This window comes from Shewanella sp. 30m-14 (assembly GCF_052977125.1).
This window is the reverse complement of the sequence record NZ_JBRILW010000005.1, coordinates 52626-77622: the sequence shown is the minus strand read 5'-3', so window position 1 is coordinate 77622 and position 24997 is coordinate 52626. Positions and strand designations below refer to the sequence as shown.

Genomic DNA, 24997 nt, shown 5'->3' with positions numbered 1-24997 from the left:
ATTAGCGCTTGTAAGGCATGGCTATTTTATGCAAAAGCAAACGGTTAGCTGCGGCTTGTTGTATCATCACAGGCCAAAATAATGCGCTTTAGTTGCAGCACTATTTACAATCATAAATTCAGATTTCAGGTCTTCCCTATGCGTATATTATTGACTATTTTAGTCGCAAACCTTGCTCTGGCTGGTTGCGGTAGCCAGCAACAAACTCAGTTAGCTGCAAAGATATTTGACCCTTGGTGTGAATATGCCGTGGCGGGGCAGGCTGATGTTGTATCACCTGAATGCACTGAAAATGCAGCTAAGGGGGACGTAGATGCAGCGACTAATCTAGGATATTTGTACGCCAAGGGAATGCTAGTAAAGGCCGACATTAACCGCGCAATGGCTCTTTATCGGGTGGCGGCGGAGCAAGGCTCACTGGGGGCGCAGTATTCTTTGGCTGAGTTGTATCGAAGCGGGGCATCAAGTCGCGCAAAGCCGCAATTGGCACGCTATTGGTACGAACAAGTGGCGAATCAAAGCCACTCTTTACAACATCAGCAGCAGAGTCAGCAACAACATCATCAACAGAGTCAGCAACAGCCTAGATATCAAGCAGAGGCGCAGTTTATGTTGGGTCTTATGTACATGGAGGGCAATGGCGGCGAGAAAGATCTCACTATTGCTGAGCGTTGGCTAAAGCTAAGTAGTGATAATCGCCACAACGAAGCGCCATTTGTGCTTGGTAATCTCTATTTAGATGAATACGCTAATCCACAGCAAGCCGTCGATTGGTATCGACTCAGTGCTGAACGCGGTTATATTCCTGCTATGCATCGGCTCGGTATGGTTTATATCGAGGGCAGGTTGGGAGCCGTCGATACGTTAAAAGCGAAACAATGGTTATGGCAAGCGGCGACTCAGGGCTCACCAGAGGCGCAAGTCGATTTGGCGACTCTGGAGTATAACGGTATTAATGACGAGTCTGATTTAGTACAGGTTTATGTCTGGTTAGATGCGGCGAGCTTTCAAGGTAACGACCTTGCTAAGCAGCGGCTTAAACAGATGATGGCTAAACTCAATGAGCAGCAATTACAGCAAGCACAGATTAACAGTCAACGCTGTATTGCGAGTCAGTTTCAAAACTGTAAGGTTAATCAGTCATTGTAGTAAAATAGCCAGCTTACCAAGCAGCGCATGAAACCCAGATTTTTCCCTGCAAATTTTAAGATCCGCCTCAGGTTAGTTGATTACAATGGGTGACTTTATTTTGTATTTCAATCGTTAAAAGAAGGATTTGTACCTTGGATACACATAATACAAACTCAACTCGTCGTAAGCCTTGGATTGCTTTGGGGGTAATCGCTTCCATAGTGGTGTTGTTTGCCGTGCTAGTCATGGTCATGCCTAAAGGGTTTAAGGCAACACATGAGCAGATCGGCAGCGGTAAACCTACAGTCGTGTTTGTTTACGACAATGGCCTTGCTGTGAGTAATAGTCAGACCGAGCAAATGAATGACGCGCGTGACCAGCTTGGTGACCAAGCGTACTTTTTGATTGCGACTACCGGCAGCCCTGAAGGAGAGTTATTGATAGCCAAGCATCGCGCTGATTCAGCAGAGCTGTTACTTTTTGATCCATCTGGTCGCTTGGTAAAAAGGCAGTATGCGTTGAAAACGGCTGATGAACTTGTGCGGTGGATTCAATAATATAAGCAAAAAACCATCCAATTTAAGCTGTTCAACAGCGTCGTTATGGAACAGTCAGTGGATGGTTTGCTTGTTTAACGGCTACACTTTTTGAATGGTTATTTTGACCAGCTCTGAGTTAGCCGTAGATGCACAGGTAGGCAGTTTGGGTCTCGACTTTAACCTGGAACTTGGCATTACCGATAACATTAAACTGTTCACCGGCGTTAAATGTTTGCCACTGGGTTTGGCCTGGCAGCATTACCGTTAGCGCACCAGAGATCACTTGCATAACTTCAGGCGCCGCAGTACCAAATTCATACTCACCAGCCTCCATTACGCCAACAGATGCAGGTTTGTCGGCACCTTCAAAAGAGATAGACTTAACCTGACCTGCAAAATATTCATTAACAGCTAGCATTATAATTCCTCGTGATTAGTGTGTTGGTTACTCTGAGAATCTAAGGCTAATCAACCTAAGTTTGGGGCTGAGTGACTCAACGGCGGGATAATATATCAATTGTATAAGTACCAACAGCTGAAATTGAGGGGATTATAGATAGGTAGCGCTGCAGAAAAGTTTGATGTGGCTAACAGCCGTCATTGTAGTGAAAGGGGGGGCCCTCACCTAGGTTAGCCCCTCCTAATTCTATAGTTAAAATTAAAAAGAGACTCTTAAGCTGGCGTTATACATATCGGCATCATCCGCTATTGCATAGCCTGCACCGATAGCAAATCGTTTATTGAAATGGTAATAAGCGGACACCGCAAAACCAGTTTCTGATTGACTATCTATTTCGATGCGATCGATTGTGGCTGAGGCTTCAAAAGACTCTGTGACCATAGAGCGAACTCCAACTCTTAACCCGTAACCGTTATCATCGTAGGATTCACTTTCTCCATCTAAAGAGCCCTCTAACTCTCCATATAGATATGATGCCATAACGAATAGATCGGTTGTGTCACTCGTTCTGTATCTATAGCCGATAGTTGCTGAAGCTTGGCTTAGAGTGGCATCAATATTACTGCCTAATACGTCATCTTCAGAAACTCTGTTGTAAGCAAGACTTAGAATGACACTATCACCTACTAATGTTGACCCTATCACGCCGTAGCCATTTGGCTTGACACTTTGATCTAAAACGTCGATATCGGCTGATAAATAGGCCACTTCGATATAATTCCAATTTGGAGCGCTAGCTTGGGAGGCTGGATTGGAGGATGTTTCGTAAAAGCCCCACTTATAATAAACATCTGGAATTTCATCCTGGGTGTGTAGCTGGCTTTTTATCCTGTCACCAGGTGGTAACACATGAAATTCACAGCCCTTTTTAGTTTTCGAAGGGCAAACTTCCACATTCATCTTCTCAATACAATGACCAATAATTTCTATATCGACATTGTATGAACCAGACTCTATTTCTTTTGTATCTAAAGTTTTTACTGATACGCACTTTTGACCCTTTGATGTGGTTGGGTTTGTTAAGTTAGTTGCCCACGCGTCATTAAAGGTTATGCATAAAAGCAACATCCCAAATAGTTTGTTGTTAATCATAGACTGTCCTTATCTGATTTTATTGGGGAATTAATTTCATGCTCAAGCATAGACTAGCCGTTTGAATAACACTAAAAATGGATTTAACCTTAATAATATGTAGCCGGTTTAAGGGAGTTCATAAGTCATCCATATTTAGAACGCGGAAATTTTGAGGCTTGGCTATACATTCGATTAAGGAGCTTGAGGAGGCCTGAACGAACTCTATGGGCGAAGAACAATTGGTTGTTTGGCATAGATGAAATTGAATAGGCAAAAGTAACTTGTAAGATACGATTTTTTGCATTCGTGTCAGTTGCACGGTTAGGGCTGTTAATGATGTCTGTTTTCTAATCAGGCTAGAGAAAGGAGATAGATGATTAAAATAGGGGATTAGAACAGCCACAGTGATTATGGCTGTTCATCGGGCTCTACTGTTCAGTAAATGCCGCTTCAATCTTTTCTAATTCTTGCTGCTCTTTCAGCTTATATTCTTGTGTCGCTTTTGTATTCGCTTCTTCCAGAAGCGCAGCTTGTCTTTGTTTAAGGCTGTGTTTTTCTGATTTAGTCAGAAACTTAAAGGCTTTTTTATTGGCAAGCGCGTACGCAACCACATCTTCGCCTTTCACTCTACGCTCATCTACTCGTTGCGCGAAACGTTCGTTATCTCGTGCTTTACGCTCTTCAGCATTTAGCTTGCTCATATCTTGTATCCTCATCAGTTAATCACGGTAGGCTTTACTACGTTCAGTTACACAAATGAGAGTTGCTGCACATTCATAAAGCTGATCAGCTATTTTAGCATAATATGGGCTAATAACCCCATGCAATCAGTGCTTGCTCAAGGTTTAGACTATTCTCTAGCTTGCTTTAATTTAGTCACATGGAGTGAGTGGGAACTTTGTTTTCATTTCAAGCTGTTTATTTGTTACAGCCTTGTTGTAAGATGTTGATTCAAGGATTGGATGACAGAGTTAGGATACTATGGGCGACTTAGCCAAGATGAGTAATAAACGGTTTACCATTCGTGTTACCGTGGTTGGGATCTTTATCTTAGCCACTATTCTAACCGCCGCGATTGCCATTAGTTTGCAATATTACTTTAGTAAAAACATGGCTACAGATGCCGCTGTTAAGCTCTACAATCTTACCGCTAAAAATACCAGTAGCTACCTTACTCAAGTCGATAATCGCGCGATTAATACCACTCACTTACTGTCAAACTTTGATACGCCTGTGATAGATGGTGCCTTTAATCCTGAAGTCAGGCAGGCGTTTGCTGACGTCATGCAAATTAACCCATTGTTTTATGGCATTTATGTAGGCATGCCTAATGGGGATTTTTATGAGCTGATTAATTTGGATGCACACCCAATAATAAGAAAGCAGCTTAATGCATCCCATCTAGATCGTTGGGTGATGATTACCATCAGTGGTGGGGGGACATTACGGCGAAAAGAGCAGTCCTATTTCGATGAGCAGTTTAATTTACGCGTGATGCAAACAGAGCCCAGTGAGTATGACGCTAGAGTTAGGCCTTGGTTTGTTGATGCTCATACTCATGCAGTTTCTAAAACAGAGCCTTATCTGTTTCAGCATTTGCAATCTCCGGGGCAAACTTATTCGATAAAGCTCGCAGACTCCGAAATCGTGCTTGCCTTAGATATCGCCCTGTCATCACTTTCAGATTATCTGATTATGCAGGGGGAGAGTGAAAAGGGGATCACGGAGAAAAATATTTATCTCTACAAGCAAAGTGGTGAGCTAATCGCATCGAACCAAGTACAAAAGACGGCGATTGAAATACCTAAGTCTAAAGAGTTAGCTTTGACTGCAAAACAACGCGCCCTGGTAGAAAATACTGAGCCGCTGTTAGTCTCCAATGAAACCGATTGGGCGCCTATTGATTTTGCCATATCAGGCATGCCTCAGGGTTATAGTGTCGATCTACTCAATCTGGTTGCCGATATGACAGGATTAGAGTTGAACTATGTCAATGGTTTTAGCTGGAGTGAATTAACTGAAAGCTATAAAGATCATGAACTAGACATGCTGCACTCTGTGATTAAAACCGATGAGACACGTTTATTAGGAAAGTTTAGCGAGCCTTTTCTTGAGCTTCCCTACGCGATAGCAACCCAGCAAGGAACGCCAGAGATCACGCATATCGAGCAACTCAATGGTAAGCAGGTTGCGATACCGACTGGTTGGTCGATTATTGAGGTTATTAAGCAAAATTATCCGCAGATTGAGATAGTCGAGATGCCTTCCACCTATGCCATATTGCATGCGGTTGAACAGGGGGAGATTTTTGCTGCGCTCGATAGCAACATCATATTGCATTACACAGCTAATCAGTTTTTTGTTAAGCACATCCAATATCATCAGCAGCTAGATTTCTCTCCGATCAAACTGAATACCGGTTTACACGTTGTGATGCCTGCTCACAGAGCAGATATTATTGAAATCATTAATCAGGCTTTAGCTAATATCACCCCGGCTCAAATCAAAGCTCTGAGGGCTAAGTGGTTTGGTGAAGGAGTAAAGCAGACTTTATTAACGCAAGGGACTGTGCCTTTTGAAGCCCTTATTGATCTAGCGGCTGAGCCGGAAAACCAACAAAACTTAATTCGTCGTGAGTTAAATGGGGTTGAGGAGTTTGTTTATGTAACCCCTTTTGGTGATGCATCGGCTGGAAGTGAAGAGCCTTCAGCTGGGAATCAAGAGTATTTTGCGATTGTGGTGCCAATGGAGCAGTTACTTGCGACCAGTATTGAGAAAGTACAGCAATCTATTTTGCTCACCAGCATCTGCTTATTGATTATCTTGCCCGTATCCTGGCTGTTTTCATCTCCTATTATTCGACCTATTAAATTATTGGCGATTGAAAATGACAAGATTAAAAACCGTCAATATGATGCAGTGAAGCGAGTTGAGTCAAGCATCACCGAGCTTGATGAATTGGCGCACTCTATGATGGATATGTCGAGTGCGATTAAGGCGCATGAGGAGAATCAAAAGGAGTTAATGGAGTCTTTTATCAAACTCATAGCGCAAGCTATTGATGATAAATCTCCTTACACCGCAGGACACTGTAATCGAGTGCCAGAGCTTGGCCTGATGTTGGCTCAGGCTGCAGAAAACTCAGAACTAGCCCCTTTTAAGGACTTTAAATTTAACTCCGATGATGAGCAGCGCGAGTTTAGAATCGCCGCTTGGCTGCATGATTGCGGCAAGATCACCACCCCAGAATATATCGTCGATAAGGGCAGTAAGCTTGAAGCCGTTTATAACCGTATTCATGAGGTTAGGATGCGCTTTGAGGTGTTGTGGAGAGACGCCGAGATTGAATATCTAAAGCAAACGATATTGTGTAAGCAAGACGCTAAGCCGTCGGGCGAGCAGTCAGAAGAACTGCTTCTTGCAGAGCTCCATCAGCAGCGATCGCAATTGCTAGAGGACTTTAAATTTATCGCCAAGGCCAATGTTGGCGGCGAGTTTATGGATCAAGAGTCGACAGATCGCCTAGCACAACTGGCTAAAATCAGCTGGCAGCGTCATTTTGACGATAGGCTAGGGCTGTCACCAGTCGAAGAACTTAATCTTAGTGAACGAGAAGGCGAGGACGTTTATCCGGTCACAGAGCCGTTGCTGCGCGATAAACCTGAACATATTATCAAGCGGATCAATAAGGTGGAGTTTGATCCTAAGTTTGGTATTAAAATGGCGATCCCTGAATATCAATATAACTTAGGTGAGCTGTATAATCTTTCTATCTCACGAGGCACTTTGACCACTGAAGACAGGTTTAAAATTAATGAGCATGTCACCAGTACCATTAAGATGCTAGAGAACCTACCGTTCCCCCCAGAGCTTGCGCGCGTACCGCGCTACGCCTCTACTCACCATGAAACCTTAAAAGGCACGGGTTACCCACGTAAGCTCAGCGCTGAAGACTTATCGATCCCCGAGCGGATCTTAGTGGTTGCCGATATATTCGAAGCGCTAACCGCTGCAGATAGACCTTATAAAAAGGCTAAGCCACTCAGCGTTGCTATTGATATTTTGCATAAACTGGCGCTCGATGAACACTTAGATATGGATATCTTTAAGTTGTTCCTCTCAAGCGGGATCTATCTTGAATATGCGCATAAATTTTTGGACTCGGCTCAGATAAATGAGATCGATATCGCTAAGTATTTAATCTGTAATCAGGTAGATAAAACGGCATAGCTAACTAATCAGAAGCTAAGTGCAGCTTTGTTGACTGCGGGGGGGAAAGGCTAAACCAAATTTACAGCTAAAGTTCATTTTGATTTGAATACTGTTGTCTTTATTTACAATGATCCGCTTGGCTGTAATTTGCTTGCTTTGCAGGTTGATAATTAGCTGGTGGGCATTAATCATATGCTTGCCGAGCAGACCGGATACTTTATCAAGATAAAGCTCACCTTTATAAAAAAAGGCATGTTCGAAGTTTAATGTGGTGTTGTCGAATGAAAACTGACCGTGGCGATAGTTTAAAATCTCTTTCGCTTTCTCTTTATTTAAACCATCTAAGAACATATTACGATTTTTGATAGATTGGTATTGCGCGGCTTTCAGCTTGTAAAGCATCACAGAGCGAGTCTCGGAGACCGCCTGGTATTTCGTTTCGGTGATATTGTTAATCGTAACAACACCATTAAAGGAATTTGCCGATAATGGTGCTGTTAGAGATAACAATAGAAATCCAACATTAAGGTTGAATTTCATAAAGATTATTGCTCGTCGAAACAACTAACTTTTTGGCCATCTGCTGACTGACCACACCAGATAACTTCTTCAATGGTAGAAGAACTCGACTCACGATCCGCGCCGTCTGGAAAATCTAGCTGAGAGTAAGAAGCCTTTACTGCAATATTATCGAAGACATTCCAGTGATGGTTGTCTTCTTCATGAGAACATACGGTCTCATTAAATAGCTTTGATAGTGTTTCACTGTATTGTGAATTCTTTAATGGTGTTCCGTCCCAATTCCTTTCACATTGGTACTCTAGGTTAGCAATATTAATATCGGTAACGTCGATACCTTTAGCTGTGCTAAATAGTGCATGTAAATTGATATAAAGCTGCTCTTTATCGGCGTCTTCACTTAGGAATGATGAGTTTTCATCTGCTAAATGTTGGCTCAAATCAGCAATGATTTTTGCTGTTTCAGCAGCTTCTTCTTTATCTAATAGATCACTTAGATCTACCCATTTAGCGATTTCAATAGCTTCAGTTAACCATGCTTTGGCTTCTTTTAGGTTAGCTTCTGCAAAAGCATTAAACTGGCCGATTTCACCTTTTGATAATAGCGATAATGGGTTGCTTTCTATTTGGCTAAATTCAGCCTTAAGGTCCATCTCTTTTTCGATGATCTCGCCATTGCTAAACTCAACCACATCAACTGTTAACTCTTCCGTTTGTGGCATGAGGTTAGCATCTGAACCTTTCTCATAAGAGGCTACTAGATTTAAGGTACTGGCTAAAGCAAGTGCATAGCTGCGAGCAATTTGAGCATCTTGGTAGGTAAGACTAAACTCTGCTTCATCTTCAGAGATCTCACCATACTGCATGACATAGTTTTTATTTGGGAAAGCAGTCGCTAACTCATTGCTAGCATTAGCTAGGCGAACAGCTGCACTGTTAAGAATGATATTGATATCATCTGTGCTGCCGGTTTTAGCTTCATTTAAAGATAGTTCAACCAATGACTTTGGATTAAGTGCGACTTCCAATAAGTTTGCTAACATTTCAGAAGAACTTGGGTTAGTAATTTTTAAGCGTTCACTGACTTCTTGCATGTTTGAAACTTCTAAAATTTCAATCATGGCGAGCAAGGCTTTTTGATGGTAGCCATTGCTATCGTCTGAACCTGATTTTAATAAGTCTCTATATTCGTTTAACTTTGCGTCGAAATCTACTTTGGTAAAGTCATCATTTACTGCAAGCTTTTTCACATCTTTGATTAATGTATCAACGTTTTCACTTTTGTAAGTGTTATTGAGTTCTGCGCCTGCTTTAGATGGCGCTACCGTTTCAATACCTAGATCTTTAACAGTCTTTTCTTCACCGTCTATTTCAATTTTAACTTGAGATACTAACTCGTCAAAAGCTTTATCATCAGTGGCTTGTAAAATAGTTGCAGGGATAGAAGTTGAAACAACCTTAGTTAAATCAATACCATCTTTAATGTCATTATTAGCATCTACTGTCTGTAAAAGTGCAGAGACATTGGCTACATGGTTCACTACGGTTCGAGCAGTAACAGTAGGCTTAAGTGTTAATGTTGAAACTTGGTTGTTAGTCTCTGTGATCGTGGCGTTAGATTGGCCTAAAGAAAGCTCACCAATTGAGAAGACGCAATTAGTTGTGCCTTTTTTAACATTAAAGTTACCTTCGGCGTCAGTGGTACCGCTTTGAATGCCGCACTGATATGTGACGCCGCTTACCAAAGCCACATCCATTAATGTTGCACTTACTAGGTCTTGGCTAGGTTGATTATCCGAATCACTACCACAACCAACTAAAGTGCTGCCGATAAGTAACGCTAAAACTGTTTTTTTCATATTATAAGTATCTCGTGATAAAGGCTTGTTGCCGTCAATGGCTTAATGCCTGAAATTATTTTATTGCATTGGAAAAATAATATGTTGATATAAGTCGACAAAAAATCATATTTATTAAGTGTTTAGTGTAAAAATGTGACGGTGTTATTTATTTCTTATAGCTTGTTTAGTCGCCTCTAATTTTGTTGTTACTTTGCTTTTTACTGCTCGCTAACAGCTAAGCTTTAATGTTTGCTTCTGTTATTCACAAAAGAACACTCTTTATTCTGATTAATCCTTAATCAAAAAAAGTCATTGTTGAATACTCTTGTAATGGTAGAATGCCGCCCCTTAATTCCCATTATCTTCGTTACTGATTAGAGTATTTATGAAACGGATTTTGCTGTTAACCCTGCTGGCCTTATCTCATCAAGCTGTCGCTGTAGAACCTTTATTTGAAACGCCTAAAGATATGGAGCCGACTTGGGTCGACGATATCTTGTCTGTGTTTGGTGCTGACGGTGAGTTTGATCAGAGTAAGCCTATCGATATGAGCTACTTACCTACCGCGTATTACACACCAGAGAAGAAGTTTGGTGTGGGTTTGCTGATGGTGGGCTTATATAAAACAGACGGCGCCGCGAGTGATGAGCAGCCTTCGTCGTTAGTATTGAATTCGTTTGTGTCGATGAACAACTCTTATGGTGTTGAAGTTGAAAATATGACCTTTTTCAACGGTGGTAAGCAGCGTTTACAGCTGGGGCTAGAGCTACATAACGAAGCGGCTGTTTATTATGGACAGGGTATCGAACAAGGTAATATCGACGCTAATCACCATGAGTTTGAAGAGCAAGTTTATAGTTTTAAACCACGCTGGATGACGGAAATTGCCGATAACTACTTTCTAGGTGTGGGCGCAGATTTCACTTACGCCAGTGCTGAAAAATTAGAGCTGGTCGAAACAGAGATGCCAGTAGATTCAGATACACTTCTGCCAAATAATTTTAGCTCGGGAGTGGTGGTAACCAGTATCTATGATTCGCGTGATTACCGCTTAAATGCCACTAAAGGTTGGTTATTCCAAATCGATGCCGGTCTGTATCAAAACAGCGAATATTCGACGTTCTCGACTTACAATCTTGAGTTAGCAAATTATATCGACTTGAGCTCAACCTCTTTGCTGAGTTCGGCGCCAGGTCTTATCGCTTGGCAGGTACAGGGGCATTTTACCAATGGCGATGTGCCTTGGAACATGTTGCCAGACCTCGGTGGCTCAGGAGCGATGCGTGGCTATATCAAAGGCCGTTACCGCGACGAGCAGATGATGATGGGCCAAGTTGAATACCGTTTACCTATTTTTCAGCGTTATGGCATGGTGTTTTGGGGCGGTGTGGGTAGCGTAGCATCAAAGGTGAGCGATCTTAATGAAGAGTTAATGACTTCATACGGCACTGGTTTCCGCTTTAAAATCAAAGGCAATATTAATTTACGCCTAGATATTGGTGTGGGCGAGAACGAAACTAACTTCTACCTTAATGTGAACGAAGTCTTTTAATCATGAGTCGTAATCTTGCCATCATGATAAGCCTGTACGGACTCTTTGGTGTCGCTAGCACTAATGTTTTTGCTAGTGATGCAGCAGCAAAAGACGCAGTAATGGCCGCAGAGCCTAAGCAGTGTAGCCGTAACGCTAAATACGATATTTACGTCAGTGGCATCCATACAGGCACGATGGATCGTACGGAGAATTGGCAAGGCCAAACCGCGCAGGTGATTACTAAAAGTGAGGCCAGTATTCTAGGTATTGGTACTCAATACCATCAAACTGCAACGCTTGCTTGGTCGAACCTAACCCGTCAGTGGCTTACCAGCCAGTTTCATCAAAAAGTGACCGGGTTTCGCGCCCGAGATATGCGGGCCAGCTTTAGCGCTAATGGCCTGAGCTCTCAGGTGGATATTGATGGTGATATCGAGCGTTACGACTCTACTGATATTCCGCTCCGCGATGTCGATACCTTGGCCATTCAGATGCGTGAGTTTTTGCTACAAGGGCGACAACAATTTCGCTTAATCAGGCAGGCATCCGATGCAATAGAGCCGTATCAATATTATGTACAAGAACCGCTGACAACAAATATTGCCCCTTGGGGTGAGTTAAGCGTCATTCCGGTTAAGCAAACGGGCAGCGAAGAGGTGACTTATTACTTTGCACCTTCTATGGATTATCAATTGGTTAAAGCCCGCTATCACGGCATTATATTACGTGGCCTTATTGAGCTTAATCACTACAGCTCTACTTGCGATAAGTCCTAAGGTTGACGCTTCATTTTTGCGTTTATAGCTAAATAACAAGCACTCTTTTTAGAGTGCTTTTTATTTATGTGCTTTTTATTTATGTGCTTTTTATTTAAGTGTGTTGCAGCAAGGATAAAAGGCCATAGCTTAATTGCACAGGCCTTTCTATTCTTGCAGGTGTTAGCTTAGAGCATCACCAGATAAGCGATAAAAATGATCGATAAAACATAGATAATCGGATGCACTTCACGGCCTTTACCTGCAACTACCATGGAGAACGCATAGCTGATAAAGCCCATCGCCATGCCGTTGGCTGGTGAGAAGCTTAAAATCGTGAACATGATGGTAAAGAAGGCTGCAATGCATGATGGCTTATGATCCCAATTAATTTTGCCTAAACGTCCCACCATGTAAATACCGACAACAATCATCGCAGGGGCAACAATTGCGGTTGAGAACATTGAAAATACCGGATAACAGAAGAGTGCCAATAGGAATAAACACGCAGTAGCAACCGCAGCTAGCCCCGTCTTCGCCCCTTGAGCCGAGGCGATGCCTGACTCTGAAAAAGCGGTAATGGAAGTGGTGCCTAATACACTGCCAATGACGGTGCCGCCAGCATCAGCCACTAATGCGGCGCGAGCGTTAGGTACTTTACCGTCTTTATCGATAATACCTGCATCTTTACCCACACCGACAATGGTCGATAAACCGTCGAAGAAATCAACGATAAAAAAGATGATCACGATAAACAGCAGATCAAATAACTTGTCAGCGGTTAGAAACTCAAAATTAAACACCTTACCAAAGCTGGGCTCTATGCTTGGTGGTGCGCTAAACCAGGTTTCGGGGATCGGCGCGTACTGAGTACCGAGCACGGCATCACTGATGAGAGTGAGCGCAATCGAGGCGATAAAGGCGATAAAAGTGGCCAGCTTGATGTTTCTCACCATACAACCTACCGCGACAAAAAGGCTGATAAAGGCTATTGCAACTTGAGGCTGAGTAATGTCTCCCATACTGACGAGCACGGCTGGGTGGGCGACAATAATGCCTGCATTTTTTAAGCCGAGAAAAGCGATGAATAATCCCAATGAAACCGTGATTGCGAGCTTAAGATCTTCTGGGATCGACTCGATCATCTGTTTGCGGATCTTAGTCATGGAAAAGATCAGATAGACGATGCCGGACAGAAAAATACCGAACAGGGCTTCGTGCCAAATTAGCCCAACTGAGCTAGATGCCAACATGCCCTTAAAGAAGCTGTTCATGCTCATGCCGGGCGCTAACATGACTGGGTAGTTACCGAAAAAACCCATTATCAAGGTGGCTAACGCGGCAGCTAAGGCGGTGGCGGTAAAGATCGCGCCTTTATCCATTCCCTCTATGCTGCCCAAGATCGCCGGATTCACCGCCAAAATATAACTCATGGCTAAAAAGGTGATAAAACCGGCGTAGAGCTCGGTGCCAACATTGGCATTGCGCTGTGAAAGTTGGAACGTCGATTCCATAAAACGGGACTGCCCCGTACGTAGAAGTAAGCTAGAGATCGCCACAGTGATGCCTTATTTTATTGATGCGTTATTAATGCGTTCTTCATACATGAGGCTCTATGCAGCGCTCACGTATTCTTCTTACATTAGAAATTCAATAAATTTATTGGCAGATACCACTGGGCTGCCAAGTGTTTGGCAACGGACGGTGATTGGGCTGTAGTCACAAGATTAGGTCTTGTGGTAGAGACTTCTGGACCAAATTTCCAGCGATATACAGCACAATAAATTGTTGGCGCGGATTGTACGCAGCTGCTGGTGGGGCGCAAGCAAGACGGGGGGAAATGTGCAATAGATCATGCTTTTTTGCAAAAACAGCTATAACAATAAGAGCGATAACAAAAACAACAGTAACAAGGTCAGCGGCAAAGGCTGACCTTATTACTTGGCAGCCTTACTTATTAGTTGTCGATGCCAGCGTAAAGCGTCGCCTAAGCATTTGGATTAACGCGGGGGAAACTGAAGCTAATATCATCCCTGCCATCAGTAGATATTGATGTGAGTTATAAGATTCATTGACTAACAAAATGCCACTGATAATCCCTGCTATTGGATTCGCAATACTGCCAAAGGTAAAGTCGACCACACTCATACGCTGTAATAACCATACGTATAAGCCATAACCGAGCACTGTGTTTAGCAGCACAATCCAGCCAATCCCAAAGCTATTCATTAGACTAAATCCAGAGGCTATAGCTAGATACTTATCTGCTGAGAATAAAGCCTCAATGCCTGAGACCAAAAGTAGCAAGCTGCCGCCAATAATGAGCTGCCACGTCAGTACCGTCCACCAATGAATACGTGTGCCGAGTTCTTTAGTCATGGTGCTGCCAACAATAATGCAGCTTATTGCGGCCAACATAGCGAACAGCCCGACAGGGTTTAAACTGATGGAGCTTGGGTCAAACAGCTGCCAAGCCAAGATCACAATAACGAGACCGGATATAGCTTGTAGTAGATTAGGGCGTTTTTTATTAATCAGCCAATGAAATAGCATGGCAAATACGGGCACCGAAACCATACCTACACCTGATAATGCCGAGGGCAGTGTCAAAGCCATTACAAAAATGAGGCTGAAGAAGATGGCAATATTGATGGCACCGAGTTTAACTAAAATTGGCCAGTCAGCTCTATTCGGTAGGCTAGGTTTAATTGCCAGTAAAATTAATCCAGCAGGCAAGGCACGAATCGCTCCTAGTAGCAGTGGCGGCCAGTCGGGCAGAGTAAGCTGCGTCATGGCGTAGGTTGTGCCCCAAAAAAATGCCGGGATCATGGCAATAAACACATTCATAAACTACCTTTATGTTAAGTATCTTTGCGTGAAGATATATTTCATTGTGGACCGATAATTTATTTTTGTAAAGTCTCTTCTTGTAAAGTATCTTTGCGTAAAGTATCTAAGCGTTAAGTTTATTAATGGTGTGCCTGCTTGACGCAAATTAAAGGTGAAAAATGGAAGATATCGATAAGGTTATAGCACAGTGGACCAAAGAGAAGCCGCATTTAGATACGCTGCCGATGGCTATTTTCGGGCGTATTATGCGTTTGCAAAAACACATCGAGGCTGAGATTGCAGCTTGTCATAAACAATACGGCCTGACCATGGGCGAGTTCGATGTCTTAGCGACATTAAGGCGCTCAGGAGAACCGTTTAATCTCACACCATCAGCCTTGTTGTCATCGATGATGCTCACCTCGGGAGCCATGACCAACCGTTTAGATAAGCTTGAAACCAAAGGCTTAATAGAGCGAGTGCACAGTAAACAAGATCGCCGCAGTGTATCGGTGGGCTTAACTGAAAAAGGCTTTAACACCATAGATAAAGCCATTGAAGACCATGTGCGGATCCAACACAAATTAGTTGAACAGTTGTCAGATGCTGAACAACCCGCCCTAAACCTACTGTTGAAAACCTGGTTAGCAGGGTTTGAAGGCGCTGGAGAGGGGGTAACCAATTAGATTTAATGCCTTAGATTTATTCTCAGGTTTACGTCTTGCGAATTAAAGATGATAAATCATCCCAAGCTTATTGCACCGCAAGGCCTGCAAAGTTGTTGGCCTTGTTTTACACATATGACAATAAGTCCCGTACTAGCCACTTATAGCGAGCTATCCCTCTCAGTTTACATACTGTACTTTCGCCTGGTTGATTTTTACTTTAGGATGCACAGCATCTATCGCTGTTAGTTGTAACCCTATGAATTTTATTAAATCTATTATTACTCTTGGCTTTATGTTCATCAGCTTATTATTTGTGGGTTGCAGCGATCAAGCAAAGCGTAAACCCATTGAGTGCAATACCTTTGAGCGCTGCTATGTATTGAGCTTGATAGCCGGGGAAGAAGCGCTGCAAAGCCACACTGAGTTTAGCCAGCTCAAAGTAGTGGTTGCAGTAGATTATGACGTTGGTAAAAGTACTGAAGTACAAACTAAGGTTAAAAAGTCGAGCGGTTCAGCGACATTTGATGCACTTGCTAAGCAGGAGTTACAAGGTTCAATCGAAGCATTATTGCCTGTTTTGGCGACACTTTCTGAAGAGGAACAAGAGAAAGGCGAGTCATTCAATACAGACTTTATTATGAAAACAGCCGATTTCCCCGTTGAGCCAAAAGTCGAACTAGAACCTGAGTTAGTTGAATATTTCTTTGATAATGGCCAGTTGAAGCTCCGCGGCTATGAGCTAGGAATTGATAGGGTGGGTCATTGGCAGACTTTTTATGAGGACGGCACACTACATTATGACGAGCACTACCCTGCGGGAATAAGAAAGCGTTTTCATGAAAATGGTCTGCTCGCACAAGAGGGATTTTTTGATGAAGGGCTAGAGCAGGGCGAATTTACAGATTACCACGACAACGGCAGCCTTAGAGCTAAGCGTAACTTTAAAGATGGCCAGATAGTCGGCTTCGCTGAATCTTATTCAGAGGATGGAACACTAGATCAACGAGCCAATTTCGATGCTCAAGGTAATGGCACATTACAAGAGTTTTGGCCTAACGGGCAACTGAAGTGGGACACGGCGGTTATTAATGGGCAGCCCAGTGGTGAGCAGAAGTATTACGACCTTCAAGGTCAGCGAATGGTTGCCAAGGCTCTCGCCGCCGCCAAGCTGTTTCAGCAAAGCATTACTGATAATGATGTTGATACGTTTATGGGCTTTATTCTCGATGAAGAGATAATGTTTGAAGGTGCAAGGGTCGCTTATCAACGTATTATTTGGCAGTTCACCGAAAGGATGAAGTCAGGCGCTTTTAGTCAAGATTCAGCGACATTTACTGAGCCCACCCAAATGTTTATTGATGGTGATGAATATTGCGCTTATTTGCCGATGACAATTAGTACACAAACTGCAGAAGGCAAGATATTCAGGAACTCTGCTTTATTGGGATACTCTACCGATATTGGTAAAACGTGGAAGTTTGTTGATGCCAGCGATGGTCACGATGTGATTGGTGCAGTGCTACCGCTAATTCCTAATGATTTGACTATCCCTAAGTTTGCAGAGCCTAAGATAATGGCGCGTGATTAAAGCTTGATGATTAAAAGCTTGTGGTTAAAAGATTGATGATTAAAGCGCTGGAAAAACTGATGATTATAATTGGTTTGATATAAGCATTTTCATCTGTGCTTGAGTGTATCGCTTAGCAACGCCTAATGAATGGCCGTTAGAAACAAAAACGCCTTGTAGCAAAGGCTGCGCAAGGCGTTTAGGATAACTTCTTTTGTAGTATTCAAGCTGCTTACCAGCAAGAGCTGGTGCTTTACTTTTGCAACTATTACTTTTGCAGCTGGGCTTTTGCCGCTTCAACTTTGGCAAAGTCTAGGCCTAGCTCTTCAACAGCTTCTTTAATTAAAGCTGGGTTTTGCATAACAAGACCCATTAGCTGCTGTAGCTTCTCTGGTGGAATACCAAGTTGGCCAATCACTGCCATAGCCATCATTGGGTTTTCAGTCAGAGTTTGGAACAGCTCTTTAGCTTGTTCATCACTTACATTGTGCTCTTTTAAGATCGCAAGAATCGGGTTCATTGCATTACCTTTATGTTGGCTAAAATCAATAGGCCTAGATTTTAACACTCATCACGGTTTTTATACCAAGCTAAATCGACAGTATGCCAAGTTTTACCGATTTCGACTTTGGTAAAGCGCCTTTATAGCAGCGCTGAAGCATTAACTGCGCGGGTAATAATCATGCTTATAAAGCCTGAAATTGCGCCTTGGTGATGCCATAGTGCACGCGGTCGTCAAACCCCAGCGCCATTTTGAAATAATCTTTTTGGGTACCTTCATGCACAAAACCGCACTTTTGCATGGTTTTATATGAGCCGGTGTTACTAATGTGGCAATCGGCAGTCACTTTATGGGCATCGAGCTCACTAAAGGCAAGATGAGTTAAAAACTTGCAGGCCGCAGTGGCAATACCTTGACCCCAAGCGTGCACTGGCAGTTGATAGCCGACTTCAAAGTTACCCTGCATAAACATAACCGCAGGTAAGCCAGCCATTCCCATATATTGACCATCAAGATCGCGAATAACGACAGTGATGTTATCTGGCCATTGGCCTTTGCTAATCGCCTCTGCGGTGTTTTCAATAATCGGGTTAAAGAAGCCTTGGTAAACCTCAACTGGCGATGGTGCGAAAAACAAATACTCTGCGACCTTAGGATCGTCCAGCATGGTGATGATCTCACTCAGATCACTCGCCTTAATTAACTCAATCGTTAGCGAGTCTGTTAATGGGATTGCTTGGCCTAATTTAAATTGTGTAATCGACAATGTTGCTTACCTAAATAATGAATATGCGCCCATCATAGCGTGGCCAATAAGCTAGCGATTGAACATTTGCGACAAGTTTCAGCTAACGTTTGCTCAAACCAATTGCTGCAAACAGCTTTAGCGGAACAGCTTTATTATTCAAAGTCGCCATAAATATCGATAACAAGATCCCGTGCGCTGATGTAACCAGCTGGGGTTACGCCTAAGATCTTTTTCATCTGGCGGATCAAATGTGGCTGATCGCTAAAGCCATATTGATCGGCTAAAGCGGCCCAATCTGGATTTAACGGATGCTGGTATAGATGGGTAAACAATGCCTCAAACTTCACTATGGTTTGATATTGCTTAATGCTCAAGCCAACCACTTTGCTAAAGGCACGCTCTAAGGTGCGTTTGGTACAAAAACACTGCTTGGCTAAATGCTCGCTGCTGAGCATGCCATTGCTTTGTTCGATAAAGAGTAAGGACTTTTCAACTAAGTTTACCGTGGGGTCAGACTTTGCGATGGTGAGCAGCGGGCTGAGATCTCGCTCAACCTGCTGTAGCAGTGTTTCTTTATTTGCTTGCGCTATTAAGGCTTGATAGCGTTCAGGCGGCAGTAAATCATCTAGCCAATCTATTTTTACGCATTGGTTGATAACTCCAGCTTGCTGTTGCTTAAGTTGATACAGCGCCGTGGGAGTAAAGCGAAAACCTAAACGGGTCAGTGGCGGTTTATCATCAAGGATCAAAGTCTGAGTATTGGCTGTAAGCAAGTAGCTGCCACTGCCTGAAAACTGAGCTTTAGCACTGGTGTATTGATAGGGCTGCTGGCTGGGCGAAATTATATAATGGGCATTAACATTGGGCACCAGTTGCGGCATGGCATCAATGTTGTCGTCAGCAGAAACATCGAGATACCACACCCAATCAATCAGGTGCTTTAGTGAGTCTATTTGATGTTTCCAAGTGATCATAGCTAGCTCGATAAAAGGCCGTGTTTGAATAATAACAGGCTTTAGAGGTTAGCCTAGGAAGATTTGAAGTGCAGAAAGATGATTTTTGTATATGTATTATGCAGTTAATTCCTTGTTTGTTGATATGTTCTGCAAAAGTTATTCGCCGCTATATAGCTAAACTACTGCCTTGGTTAAGCTACGCGAAATTTATAGCATTCGCTTGGTGTTAGTCAAAAGGTAGTTGGCATGCAAAGATCAGAAGTCAGTATGAATCGGTATTTATCAGGCGTCTTTTTAGAAGACAGGCCTGTAAGCAAACGGGTATTCAATTTAGTGATTGGTTTAGTGCTAATTTGGGGTTTTAGCATTAACTATCTTGCTGTTGCGTATTTTCCAGTTGAAATACTGCAATGGATAAATCCTTGGGTGTTATTGGCAGTTGTGTTTGCTTCATTAATGGCTGGCTGCTTGATTATGCTCAAGTATCCGGTGCCCTTGATTAGTTTTTTAGGCTACAACCTGATGACTTTGAGCATCAGTATTACCTTGAGCCTATTCCTACAAGGATTTACTGCTGCAGAGGTCGCGTTAGCTGTTGAGTACACTGCAGGCATTACCTTACTAATGATTATTACCGCAACGATTGTGCCTAAGCTCTTTGTTAGTTTTGGTAAAGTATTGTGCGTGGTAGGTGGTTGGATTGTGTCAGTTGAGCTGACTTGGTTGCTGTTCTTTGGTCAGAGTCACGATATGATCCATTTGATTGCTGCACTGAGCATGTGTGGTTACATTGGTTACACTTGGGCCGTTGCTTGTGAGTACGGTGAAACCTTAGATGAAGCGATAGACTTTGGTGGCATGCTGTATGTGCACATTATTAATTTATTTATGCGTCTTCTGCATCTTATTGAATCACTGCGCTCGTAATTTGGCACGAAATGAGATTGAACAAAAGCACAGCCTAAGCTGTGCTTTTTGTTTTTGATTGCGTTATAGCGGATTAAGGTAAGACTTAACCGCGGTTAAGCGCACGGTTGCGCCGCCAATAATGTCGAGAAAGCCTAATATCGACAGAGGTTTATCGGCACTTATCCATGCTGACCCCGTTGCGCCAATAGGTAACATCGCCATCGTGGCCTCATCAATTTCTAGCACTACGGTACGCCCAACAGGCATTGAACCTAAGTTGATATGACGAGATACCATCTGTTCGCGAGGTAAGATATCTCCTTGAGCTTCACCCGTTGCTTCAACCTTGCTGTGTACTCTAGCTCTAAAAATCTGCCCTGGATAAGCATCAATATAAAACTCGGCAAATTGACCTGGTTGAATATAGGCAAAGGATTGATCTGGAATGCGCATTTCGACAAATTTACGCCCAGTATCCCACAGGTGCATTGCACCGACTCTTGAGCCATCGGCGATATAAACATGGGTGACCATGCCGTCAAACGGAGCGCGAACTTCAAGGCGTTTGAGCTCAAATTGTTGCTTACGTAGTTGGGCATATTGCACCTCAAGCTGAGCGTGTTGCACCTTAAGCTCAGCTTTAATGATCTCTACGTTATCCTCGGCATTTTCTAAGTCGCGCTCGCTAACATGCTCGCCAAGGTTGGCTTTGCGTTGATGAGTACGCTTTGCTTGCGCCAGCTTAACTTCAGTGGCTTCGATGCTGCGTTCAACCTCATTGATGCGTGCATTGATTTCATCGATTGCGCTGCTGACCTTGTCATCCACTAAGGTGTAGAGTAGATCGCCCTTGTTTACCTGCTGGTTATGATCGATGGTAATTTTATCAATCTGTTGTCCAAACGCAGGTGAGAGGATCGCGTGAGGAGCTCTGACCGTTGTCGAGTTTGTCAGATCCGCAGGGGAGTAAAACCGGTGAGCTAAAAACAGGGTGAGGGCAATTAAGCAACCTACAAACACGCTGATAAAGTAGTTACGCGGTCTAGACTTGATCACCTTGAACTTGAACAACAACCAGACAATAAAAATATACGGTAGCATTATCTCTTTCATGCTCGGGTTCCTCTAATCCACTCTTGTGCTCGGTCCCAATCGGTAACGATGGCAATAACAGCCAGTACCCAAAGCGGCTTCCAAAACAGGCCTAACATACAGAGCCAAAAGACCAGTTTGGCCTGCTGCATGCCGCGCTCTTTAGCCAGGTATTTGGGTAATGAGTGTAAGTGCCAAAGCTTTAGGCCTGTCCAGGCAAATATGGCGACAGTGATCAGGGTAACGACCCACATAAAGGCCACTGAATCGAGTAAAACCATTACGCTTGGCAGGCTTTCATAGACTAAATCTGTGTCATGGATCTTCATTAAACTCTCTTAAGTAAGCCACTCGCTAGGCTAAAAAAGGCATTAAATTAAAATGAATATTAGCGTTAGCTAGCTGAACCCAGGTTGAACTCTTGGGGCTGTTATAGAGATTTGTGTCATTAAATTGCTATTTTGATAATGAATCGATGTTTTAGGGGGGAGTTAATTTTGATACGTTAGTTTAGTTAAATGCATTTTGTTGAGTATTTTCATGCTTTAAGTTGGGTTTGCATTCGGTGAAATGCTGCTTAAATTTTATTTATCTTTAATTTTATTTTCATTTAATCAGTAGCTTGCTATCAGTATTTGTTTTTTTGGTAGGGATTATCGCTTAAGCGTTTGTTTTTAGAGCTATATGTTGTTTTGAACGATATGTATGAAGATAATCATCCGCGAAATAGTTACTCGGAACGCACCTAATATCCAGTTTGTTGTTTTCCTATTTTTTAATGGGGAGGGGTAAGTCAATGAAGTCGTTCTATAAAGCCATATGAATTGATTGAGCTCTTATCGTTTGCATGACTCGATATAGAATGACTTTTTATGGTGTTGATAAGTGGGTAATTAATAACGATTATAAAAAATGCACTATGCGAGTAGAAAGTTGGCTATATTTTTCACTAGCTATTTCAATGCTTTCATCAGTAATTCATCTTTAATGCCCCTACCAAACAAAACTTAACACGGTTTTTACTTTACCGAATAAATACTTATACAAATTGATTACATACTTCTGTAAGATCATGTCTCTAAAATGAGTCGTGGGTCTGTGATGTTAGAGAGTGAGCTAATGGAATCCTCCCTTCTTTCGTCAGTTTGCTTACTCGCGATGTTTAACAAGAAAGATTATAGGAATAATAATCATGTTGAAGAAAAGCATATTGTCAGTATTTGTTAGTAGCGCTTTAATTAGTGGTTGTGGCAGCTCAGATGACAACACTCCAATCGAAATCCCCAATACCGCGCCTATGCTAAGTGCCGAGTTTGCTCCATTGACAGAGAAGTCAGCCTCAACACTGTCGGTATCTGCGAGTGATAGCGATGGCAGTATCGCAAGTTATTTATGGGAGCAAACTGCAGGGCCAGAGCTAGAACTTACAGGTATCGATTCGGCGCAAATCAGCTTTACAGCTCCTTCAGTTGCTATCGATACGCCAATCAGCTTTAAAGTGACTGTTACTGATAATGAAGGCGCAACGACAGCAGTTACCGCTGACACCAATATTGAACGTATTGAAAATATCTATAAATTAGCTGGTAAAGTCGTAGGTGAACAATATTTTGGCGCTAAAGTGACTGCGACTGTTGGTGATGAGGCTGTAGAAGGCTTAGTCGATGAGACGGGTAACTTTAGTGTTGATCTAGCTGTTGATGATGATGTTGAGTTGAACTCGAGTGTGAAGCTAACCGCGGCTACAGAATCAAGCTTGGAACTCGCTTCGCTTTTACCTTCATTATCTCAGTTGAGCGGACTTATTGTTGAGGTTCAGGCAAGTCCAAAGTATCAAAGAGTCGCATCTCAAGGCGTACAAGCGGTAGAGGATACGCCTGCTATCTCTGTCTCTGCAGTATCGACGGCATTATATAGTCTTCTCGTTGCTGCCAATGGCGGTGAAGAGCCTAGTAATTTAGAGGCCTTTGAACTCGTTGAAAGTCAGATTGATCCAGATGCCTTGATTGAGGCTGCTGCTGTTGTACAGATCCTAATTAATAGTGATGAAGCGATACTTGAAGACGGTGCCGATCTAGTATCTGTGCTTGCTGACCCAGCTCAATATAATGCATTGGTTGAAACCATTGAGGAAGCGACGCCAGGCGCTATAGAAGCGGCGATTGATATTGTAGTTACCGATCCTGAATTAACGCCGCCAGTTGAAGCTGCTGATATTCCATCTTTATATTACCAAACTACTCCAGTAGCACCGACTTTCATTGCCCGAGGCGGCAGTCGTTATGAGTTTGCCGATGATAACATTGGTGAGCTTGCAACTAGCTATGGTGTTTCTAAGTTCACTTGGTTGGTTGAAGCTGGGGATATTTTACTCACATATACAGACGCTCAGCCTAGTGCGAGCTACCCAAGTGTTAGCTCATTAGATAAGCTCCCACAAGAGCTGAGAGATAAAATCCTCGCGGCAGGGATCACTCAAGTTGAAGTGAGTAATGAACCAATAACCGAGCGTATGACGCGCCTGACAACAGGCTCAGCATTAGATACTTATCGAGTAGAAAGTGTCACTAAAGTGATTATGTCACCTGTTGAAGTCGATGGTGAAATTATTACGGAGACTTGGGAGAGTACATATTCCTCTGATACTTTGATGCGTAAGTCGGCAACCGCAGGTGTCGAGTTCGTCGATACGAATATTGCCGGTTTATGGGGATTTGAGGTTTATAACGCGACGAGCAATCAGAATAATCACTTTGAAGTGCTGGAATTTCTAGCTGGTGGCAGTGGTGTGAGTAAGGACACTGGTGCTGAGTTTGATTGGTCTGTAACAGACGGCACTTTAGTGCTAGTCTTTGCTGACTTTAATCAAACCTACTCAGTTATCGATAGTGGTGCTGGTGATTTGGCTATCTACTCAGAAGCGTCTGATAAAGATGGTCAGTTGCTTGCGTCGTTATTTGGCTTCGCGACTCAGTTAGATGCGGAAACAAGTTTTACTGTTGAAACCGCTTTAACAGGCACAGAGCAATATTGGCAAACTACAATTAATCAGTGGTCAGCCGACTCCTGGGATGGTGATAAGCTGAATTACTGCTATTCAGTAACGAGTCTGGATTGCACTGCAGCCGAGAGCGTATTTTTTGGCTTCCAAACGCGAGATGACAACTCTGGAACTCGCTTTTGGGACGCCGAAGGCACACCGCCAAATCTTATTAATTATTCAGGTAATGTAATGACTTGGGCCATTGAGACTAACGGCAAGTTAAAGCATAGCTTTGCCGATTGGAAGTGCTGGGATAAAGACGAGTCTTGCGAGTACCGCGAGTGGCGTTTACTAAAAGTGATTGATGGTCGTATAGGTAAGCGTTTCTATGTACAAGAAGCGCAGGTTTGGCGTCAAAACTCTACCGATGAGTGGAACTACTATATTGCGCCGCGCTGGAATATGTACGAGCTAATTGACTTAGAGTATTTCAACAATGCTAATTCAGAGCAAGCAAACTCACCGAGTAAGCGACTATCGAGCAGCCCAATGGTTAACTCTGCGGTTCAACGCATGATCCTTGAGCCAAATAGAGTATCTATGCTCAACCAGTAATCTAAAGTAAATATGTAGGACTTTGTTGCATATAGAGTTCACGAATAAGGCCTCTTCTTAGTT

21 protein-coding genes and 1 riboswitch are annotated in these 24997 nt (G+C 43.0%); of the genes, 9 read left to right on the top strand and 12 right to left on the bottom strand.

Features of this window, described 5'->3' with window-relative positions; all coding sequences use genetic code 11:
• Positions 1-138: 138 nt before the first annotated feature.
• Together ACVBIU_RS05460 and ACVBIU_RS05455 are read left to right on the top strand one after the other, a co-directional pair.
• On the top strand, positions 139-1149 hold the full coding sequence (locus ACVBIU_RS05460; RefSeq protein ID WP_447163260.1) for a tetratricopeptide repeat protein: 1011 nt from the start codon (positions 139-141) through the stop codon (positions 1147-1149).
• Positions 1150-1283: 134 nt separating this feature from the next.
• The gene (locus ACVBIU_RS05455; RefSeq protein ID WP_447163259.1) at positions 1284-1688 is read left to right on the top strand and encodes a hypothetical protein; all 405 of its coding nucleotides are present in this window, start codon (positions 1284-1286) and stop codon (positions 1686-1688) included.
• 118 nt (positions 1689-1806) lie between these two features.
• On the opposite strand, the gene ppnP is transcribed toward ACVBIU_RS05455, so the two are convergent.
• The 3 genes from ppnP to ACVBIU_RS05440 form a co-directional block, all read right to left on the bottom strand.
• On the bottom strand, positions 1807-2088 hold the full coding sequence (gene ppnP / locus ACVBIU_RS05450) for a pyrimidine/purine nucleoside phosphorylase (protein WP_447159688.1): 282 nt from the start codon (positions 2086-2088) through the stop codon (positions 1807-1809).
• Between the two features lie 240 nt (positions 2089-2328).
• Positions 2329-3222, bottom strand: a complete 894-nt coding sequence (locus ACVBIU_RS05445; protein WP_447163258.1) for a porin family protein — start codon at positions 3220-3222, stop codon at positions 2329-2331.
• Positions 3223-3632: 410 nt separating this feature from the next.
• On the bottom strand, positions 3633-3905 hold the full coding sequence (locus ACVBIU_RS05440; RefSeq protein WP_447159687.1) for a DNA polymerase III subunit epsilon: 273 nt from the start codon (positions 3903-3905) through the stop codon (positions 3633-3635).
• 280 nt (positions 3906-4185) lie between these two features.
• Between ACVBIU_RS05440 and ACVBIU_RS05435 the strand changes: the two genes are divergently transcribed.
• Positions 4186-7434: an HD domain-containing phosphohydrolase gene (locus tag ACVBIU_RS05435; protein WP_447163257.1), complete on the top strand. Its 3249-nt coding sequence runs from the start codon at positions 4186-4188 to the stop codon at positions 7432-7434.
• 15 nt (positions 7435-7449) lie between these two features.
• Here ACVBIU_RS05435 and ACVBIU_RS05430 read toward each other — a convergent pair whose 3' ends face one another.
• Positions 7450-7926, bottom strand: coding sequence for a hypothetical protein (locus ACVBIU_RS05430; RefSeq protein WP_447163256.1), 477 nt, complete (start codon positions 7924-7926; stop codon positions 7450-7452).
• Between the two features lie 35 nt (positions 7927-7961).
• Entirely contained in the window at positions 7962-9794 is a 1833-nt protein-coding gene (locus ACVBIU_RS05425; protein WP_447163255.1) for a hypothetical protein, read from the bottom strand.
• Between the two features lie 367 nt (positions 9795-10161).
• Between ACVBIU_RS05425 and ACVBIU_RS05420 the strand changes: the two genes are divergently transcribed.
• Both ACVBIU_RS05420 and ACVBIU_RS05415 read left to right on the top strand, forming a co-directional pair.
• Complete coding sequence (locus tag ACVBIU_RS05420; protein WP_447163254.1) at positions 10162-11328, top strand: BamA/TamA family outer membrane protein; 1167 nt, start codon at positions 10162-10164, stop codon at positions 11326-11328.
• A gap of 2 nt (positions 11329-11330) precedes the next feature.
• Positions 11331-12086, top strand: coding sequence for a hypothetical protein (locus tag ACVBIU_RS05415; protein WP_447163253.1), 756 nt, complete (start codon positions 11331-11333; stop codon positions 12084-12086).
• A gap of 167 nt (positions 12087-12253) precedes the next feature.
• Here the strand turns inward: ACVBIU_RS05415 and ACVBIU_RS05410 are convergent, their stop codons facing one another.
• Both ACVBIU_RS05410 and ACVBIU_RS05405 read right to left on the bottom strand, forming a co-directional pair.
• The gene (locus ACVBIU_RS05410; RefSeq protein ID WP_447163252.1) at positions 12254-13624 is read right to left on the bottom strand and encodes an NCS2 family permease; all 1371 of its coding nucleotides are present in this window, start codon (positions 13622-13624) and stop codon (positions 12254-12256) included.
• Between the two features lie 137 nt (positions 13625-13761).
• Positions 13762-13861: riboswitch (purine riboswitch) on the bottom strand.
• 154 nt (positions 13862-14015) lie between these two features.
• Positions 14016-14912 carry a DMT family transporter gene (locus ACVBIU_RS05405; protein WP_447163251.1) on the bottom strand — a complete coding sequence of 299 codons (897 nt, stop codon included), beginning with the start codon at positions 14910-14912 and terminating at the stop codon, positions 14016-14018.
• 161 nt (positions 14913-15073) lie between these two features.
• On the opposite strand from ACVBIU_RS05405, the gene ACVBIU_RS05400 reads away from it, so the two are divergent.
• Positions 15074-15580, top strand: a complete 507-nt coding sequence (locus ACVBIU_RS05400; RefSeq protein ID WP_447163250.1) for a MarR family winged helix-turn-helix transcriptional regulator — start codon at positions 15074-15076, stop codon at positions 15578-15580.
• A gap of 238 nt (positions 15581-15818) precedes the next feature.
• Positions 15819-17150 carry a toxin-antitoxin system YwqK family antitoxin gene (locus tag ACVBIU_RS05395; protein ID WP_447159680.1) on the top strand — a complete coding sequence of 444 codons (1332 nt, stop codon included), beginning with the start codon at positions 15819-15821 and terminating at the stop codon, positions 17148-17150.
• A gap of 247 nt (positions 17151-17397) precedes the next feature.
• Here the strand turns inward: ACVBIU_RS05395 and ACVBIU_RS05390 are convergent, their stop codons facing one another.
• The 3 genes from ACVBIU_RS05390 to ACVBIU_RS05380 form a co-directional block, all read right to left on the bottom strand.
• Positions 17398-17649 (bottom strand): DUF2999 family protein, encoded by a 252-nt coding sequence (locus tag ACVBIU_RS05390; protein ID WP_248471200.1) that lies wholly within the window; start codon positions 17647-17649, stop codon positions 17398-17400.
• 166 nt (positions 17650-17815) lie between these two features.
• Entirely contained in the window at positions 17816-18397 is a 582-nt protein-coding gene (locus tag ACVBIU_RS05385; protein ID WP_447159679.1) for a GNAT family N-acetyltransferase, read from the bottom strand.
• Positions 18398-18531: 134 nt separating this feature from the next.
• Positions 18532-19353 carry a helix-turn-helix domain-containing protein gene (locus tag ACVBIU_RS05380; RefSeq protein WP_447163249.1) on the bottom strand — a complete coding sequence of 274 codons (822 nt, stop codon included), beginning with the start codon at positions 19351-19353 and terminating at the stop codon, positions 18532-18534.
• A 228-nt stretch (positions 19354-19581) separates the two neighbouring features.
• Here ACVBIU_RS05380 and ACVBIU_RS05375 point away from each other — a divergent pair, with 228 nt between their 5' ends.
• Positions 19582-20262 (top strand): Bax inhibitor-1 family protein, encoded by a 681-nt coding sequence (locus ACVBIU_RS05375; RefSeq protein ID WP_447159677.1) that lies wholly within the window; start codon positions 19582-19584, stop codon positions 20260-20262.
• 63 nt (positions 20263-20325) lie between these two features.
• On the opposite strand, the gene ACVBIU_RS05370 is transcribed toward ACVBIU_RS05375, so the two are convergent.
• Entirely contained in the window at positions 20326-21357 is a 1032-nt protein-coding gene (locus tag ACVBIU_RS05370; protein WP_447163248.1) for an HlyD family secretion protein, read from the bottom strand.
• Positions 21354-21665: an Mg2+ and Co2+ transporter gene (locus ACVBIU_RS05365; protein ID WP_447163247.1), complete on the bottom strand. Its 312-nt coding sequence runs from the start codon at positions 21663-21665 to the stop codon at positions 21354-21356. The genes ACVBIU_RS05370 and ACVBIU_RS05365 overlap by 4 nt, the downstream gene beginning before the upstream one ends.
• Positions 21666-22528: 863 nt before the next feature.
• Here ACVBIU_RS05365 and ACVBIU_RS05360 point away from each other — a divergent pair.
• Positions 22529-24934 (top strand): PKD domain-containing protein, encoded by a 2406-nt coding sequence (locus tag ACVBIU_RS05360; protein ID WP_447163246.1) that lies wholly within the window; start codon positions 22529-22531, stop codon positions 24932-24934.
• Positions 24935-24997 lie beyond the last annotated feature (63 nt).

Bases quoted from the DNA above. Each gene is read 5' to 3' on its own strand.
- ACVBIU_RS05445 (WP_447163258.1), bottom strand. From the start codon at position 3,222: ATGATTAACAACAAACTATTTGGGATGTTGCTTTTATGCATAACCTTT.
- ACVBIU_RS05415 (WP_447163253.1), top strand. From the start codon at position 11,331: ATGAGTCGTAATCTTGCCATCATGATAAGCCTGTACGGACTCTTTGGT.
- ppnP (WP_447159688.1), bottom strand. From the start codon at position 2,088: ATGCTAGCTGTTAATGAATATTTTGCAGGTCAGGTTAAGTCTATCTCT.
- ACVBIU_RS05375 (WP_447159677.1), top strand. From the start codon at position 19,582: ATGCAAAGATCAGAAGTCAGTATGAATCGGTATTTATCAGGCGTCTTT.
- ACVBIU_RS05420 (WP_447163254.1), top strand. From the start codon at position 10,162: ATGAAACGGATTTTGCTGTTAACCCTGCTGGCCTTATCTCATCAAGCT.
- ACVBIU_RS05370 (WP_447163248.1), bottom strand. From the start codon at position 21,357: ATGAAAGAGATAATGCTACCGTATATTTTTATTGTCTGGTTGTTGTTC.
- ACVBIU_RS05440 (WP_447159687.1), bottom strand. From the start codon at position 3,905: ATGAGCAAGCTAAATGCTGAAGAGCGTAAAGCACGAGATAACGAACGT.
- ACVBIU_RS05390 (WP_248471200.1), bottom strand. From the start codon at position 17,649: ATGAACCCGATTCTTGCGATCTTAAAAGAGCACAATGTAAGTGATGAA.
- ACVBIU_RS05435 (WP_447163257.1), top strand. From the start codon at position 4,186: ATGGGCGACTTAGCCAAGATGAGTAATAAACGGTTTACCATTCGTGTT.
- ACVBIU_RS05400 (WP_447163250.1), top strand. From the start codon at position 15,074: ATGGAAGATATCGATAAGGTTATAGCACAGTGGACCAAAGAGAAGCCG.
- ACVBIU_RS05380 (WP_447163249.1), bottom strand. From the start codon at position 19,353: ATGATCACTTGGAAACATCAAATAGACTCACTAAAGCACCTGATTGAT.
- ACVBIU_RS05425 (WP_447163255.1), bottom strand. From the start codon at position 9,794: ATGAAAAAAACAGTTTTAGCGTTACTTATCGGCAGCACTTTAGTTGGT.
- ACVBIU_RS05360 (WP_447163246.1), top strand. From the start codon at position 22,529: ATGTTGAAGAAAAGCATATTGTCAGTATTTGTTAGTAGCGCTTTAATT.
- ACVBIU_RS05405 (WP_447163251.1), bottom strand. From the start codon at position 14,912: ATGAATGTGTTTATTGCCATGATCCCGGCATTTTTTTGGGGCACAACC.
- ACVBIU_RS05365 (WP_447163247.1), bottom strand. From the start codon at position 21,665: ATGAAGATCCATGACACAGATTTAGTCTATGAAAGCCTGCCAAGCGTA.
- ACVBIU_RS05395 (WP_447159680.1), top strand. From the start codon at position 15,819: ATGAATTTTATTAAATCTATTATTACTCTTGGCTTTATGTTCATCAGC.
- ACVBIU_RS05460 (WP_447163260.1), top strand. From the start codon at position 139: ATGCGTATATTATTGACTATTTTAGTCGCAAACCTTGCTCTGGCTGGT.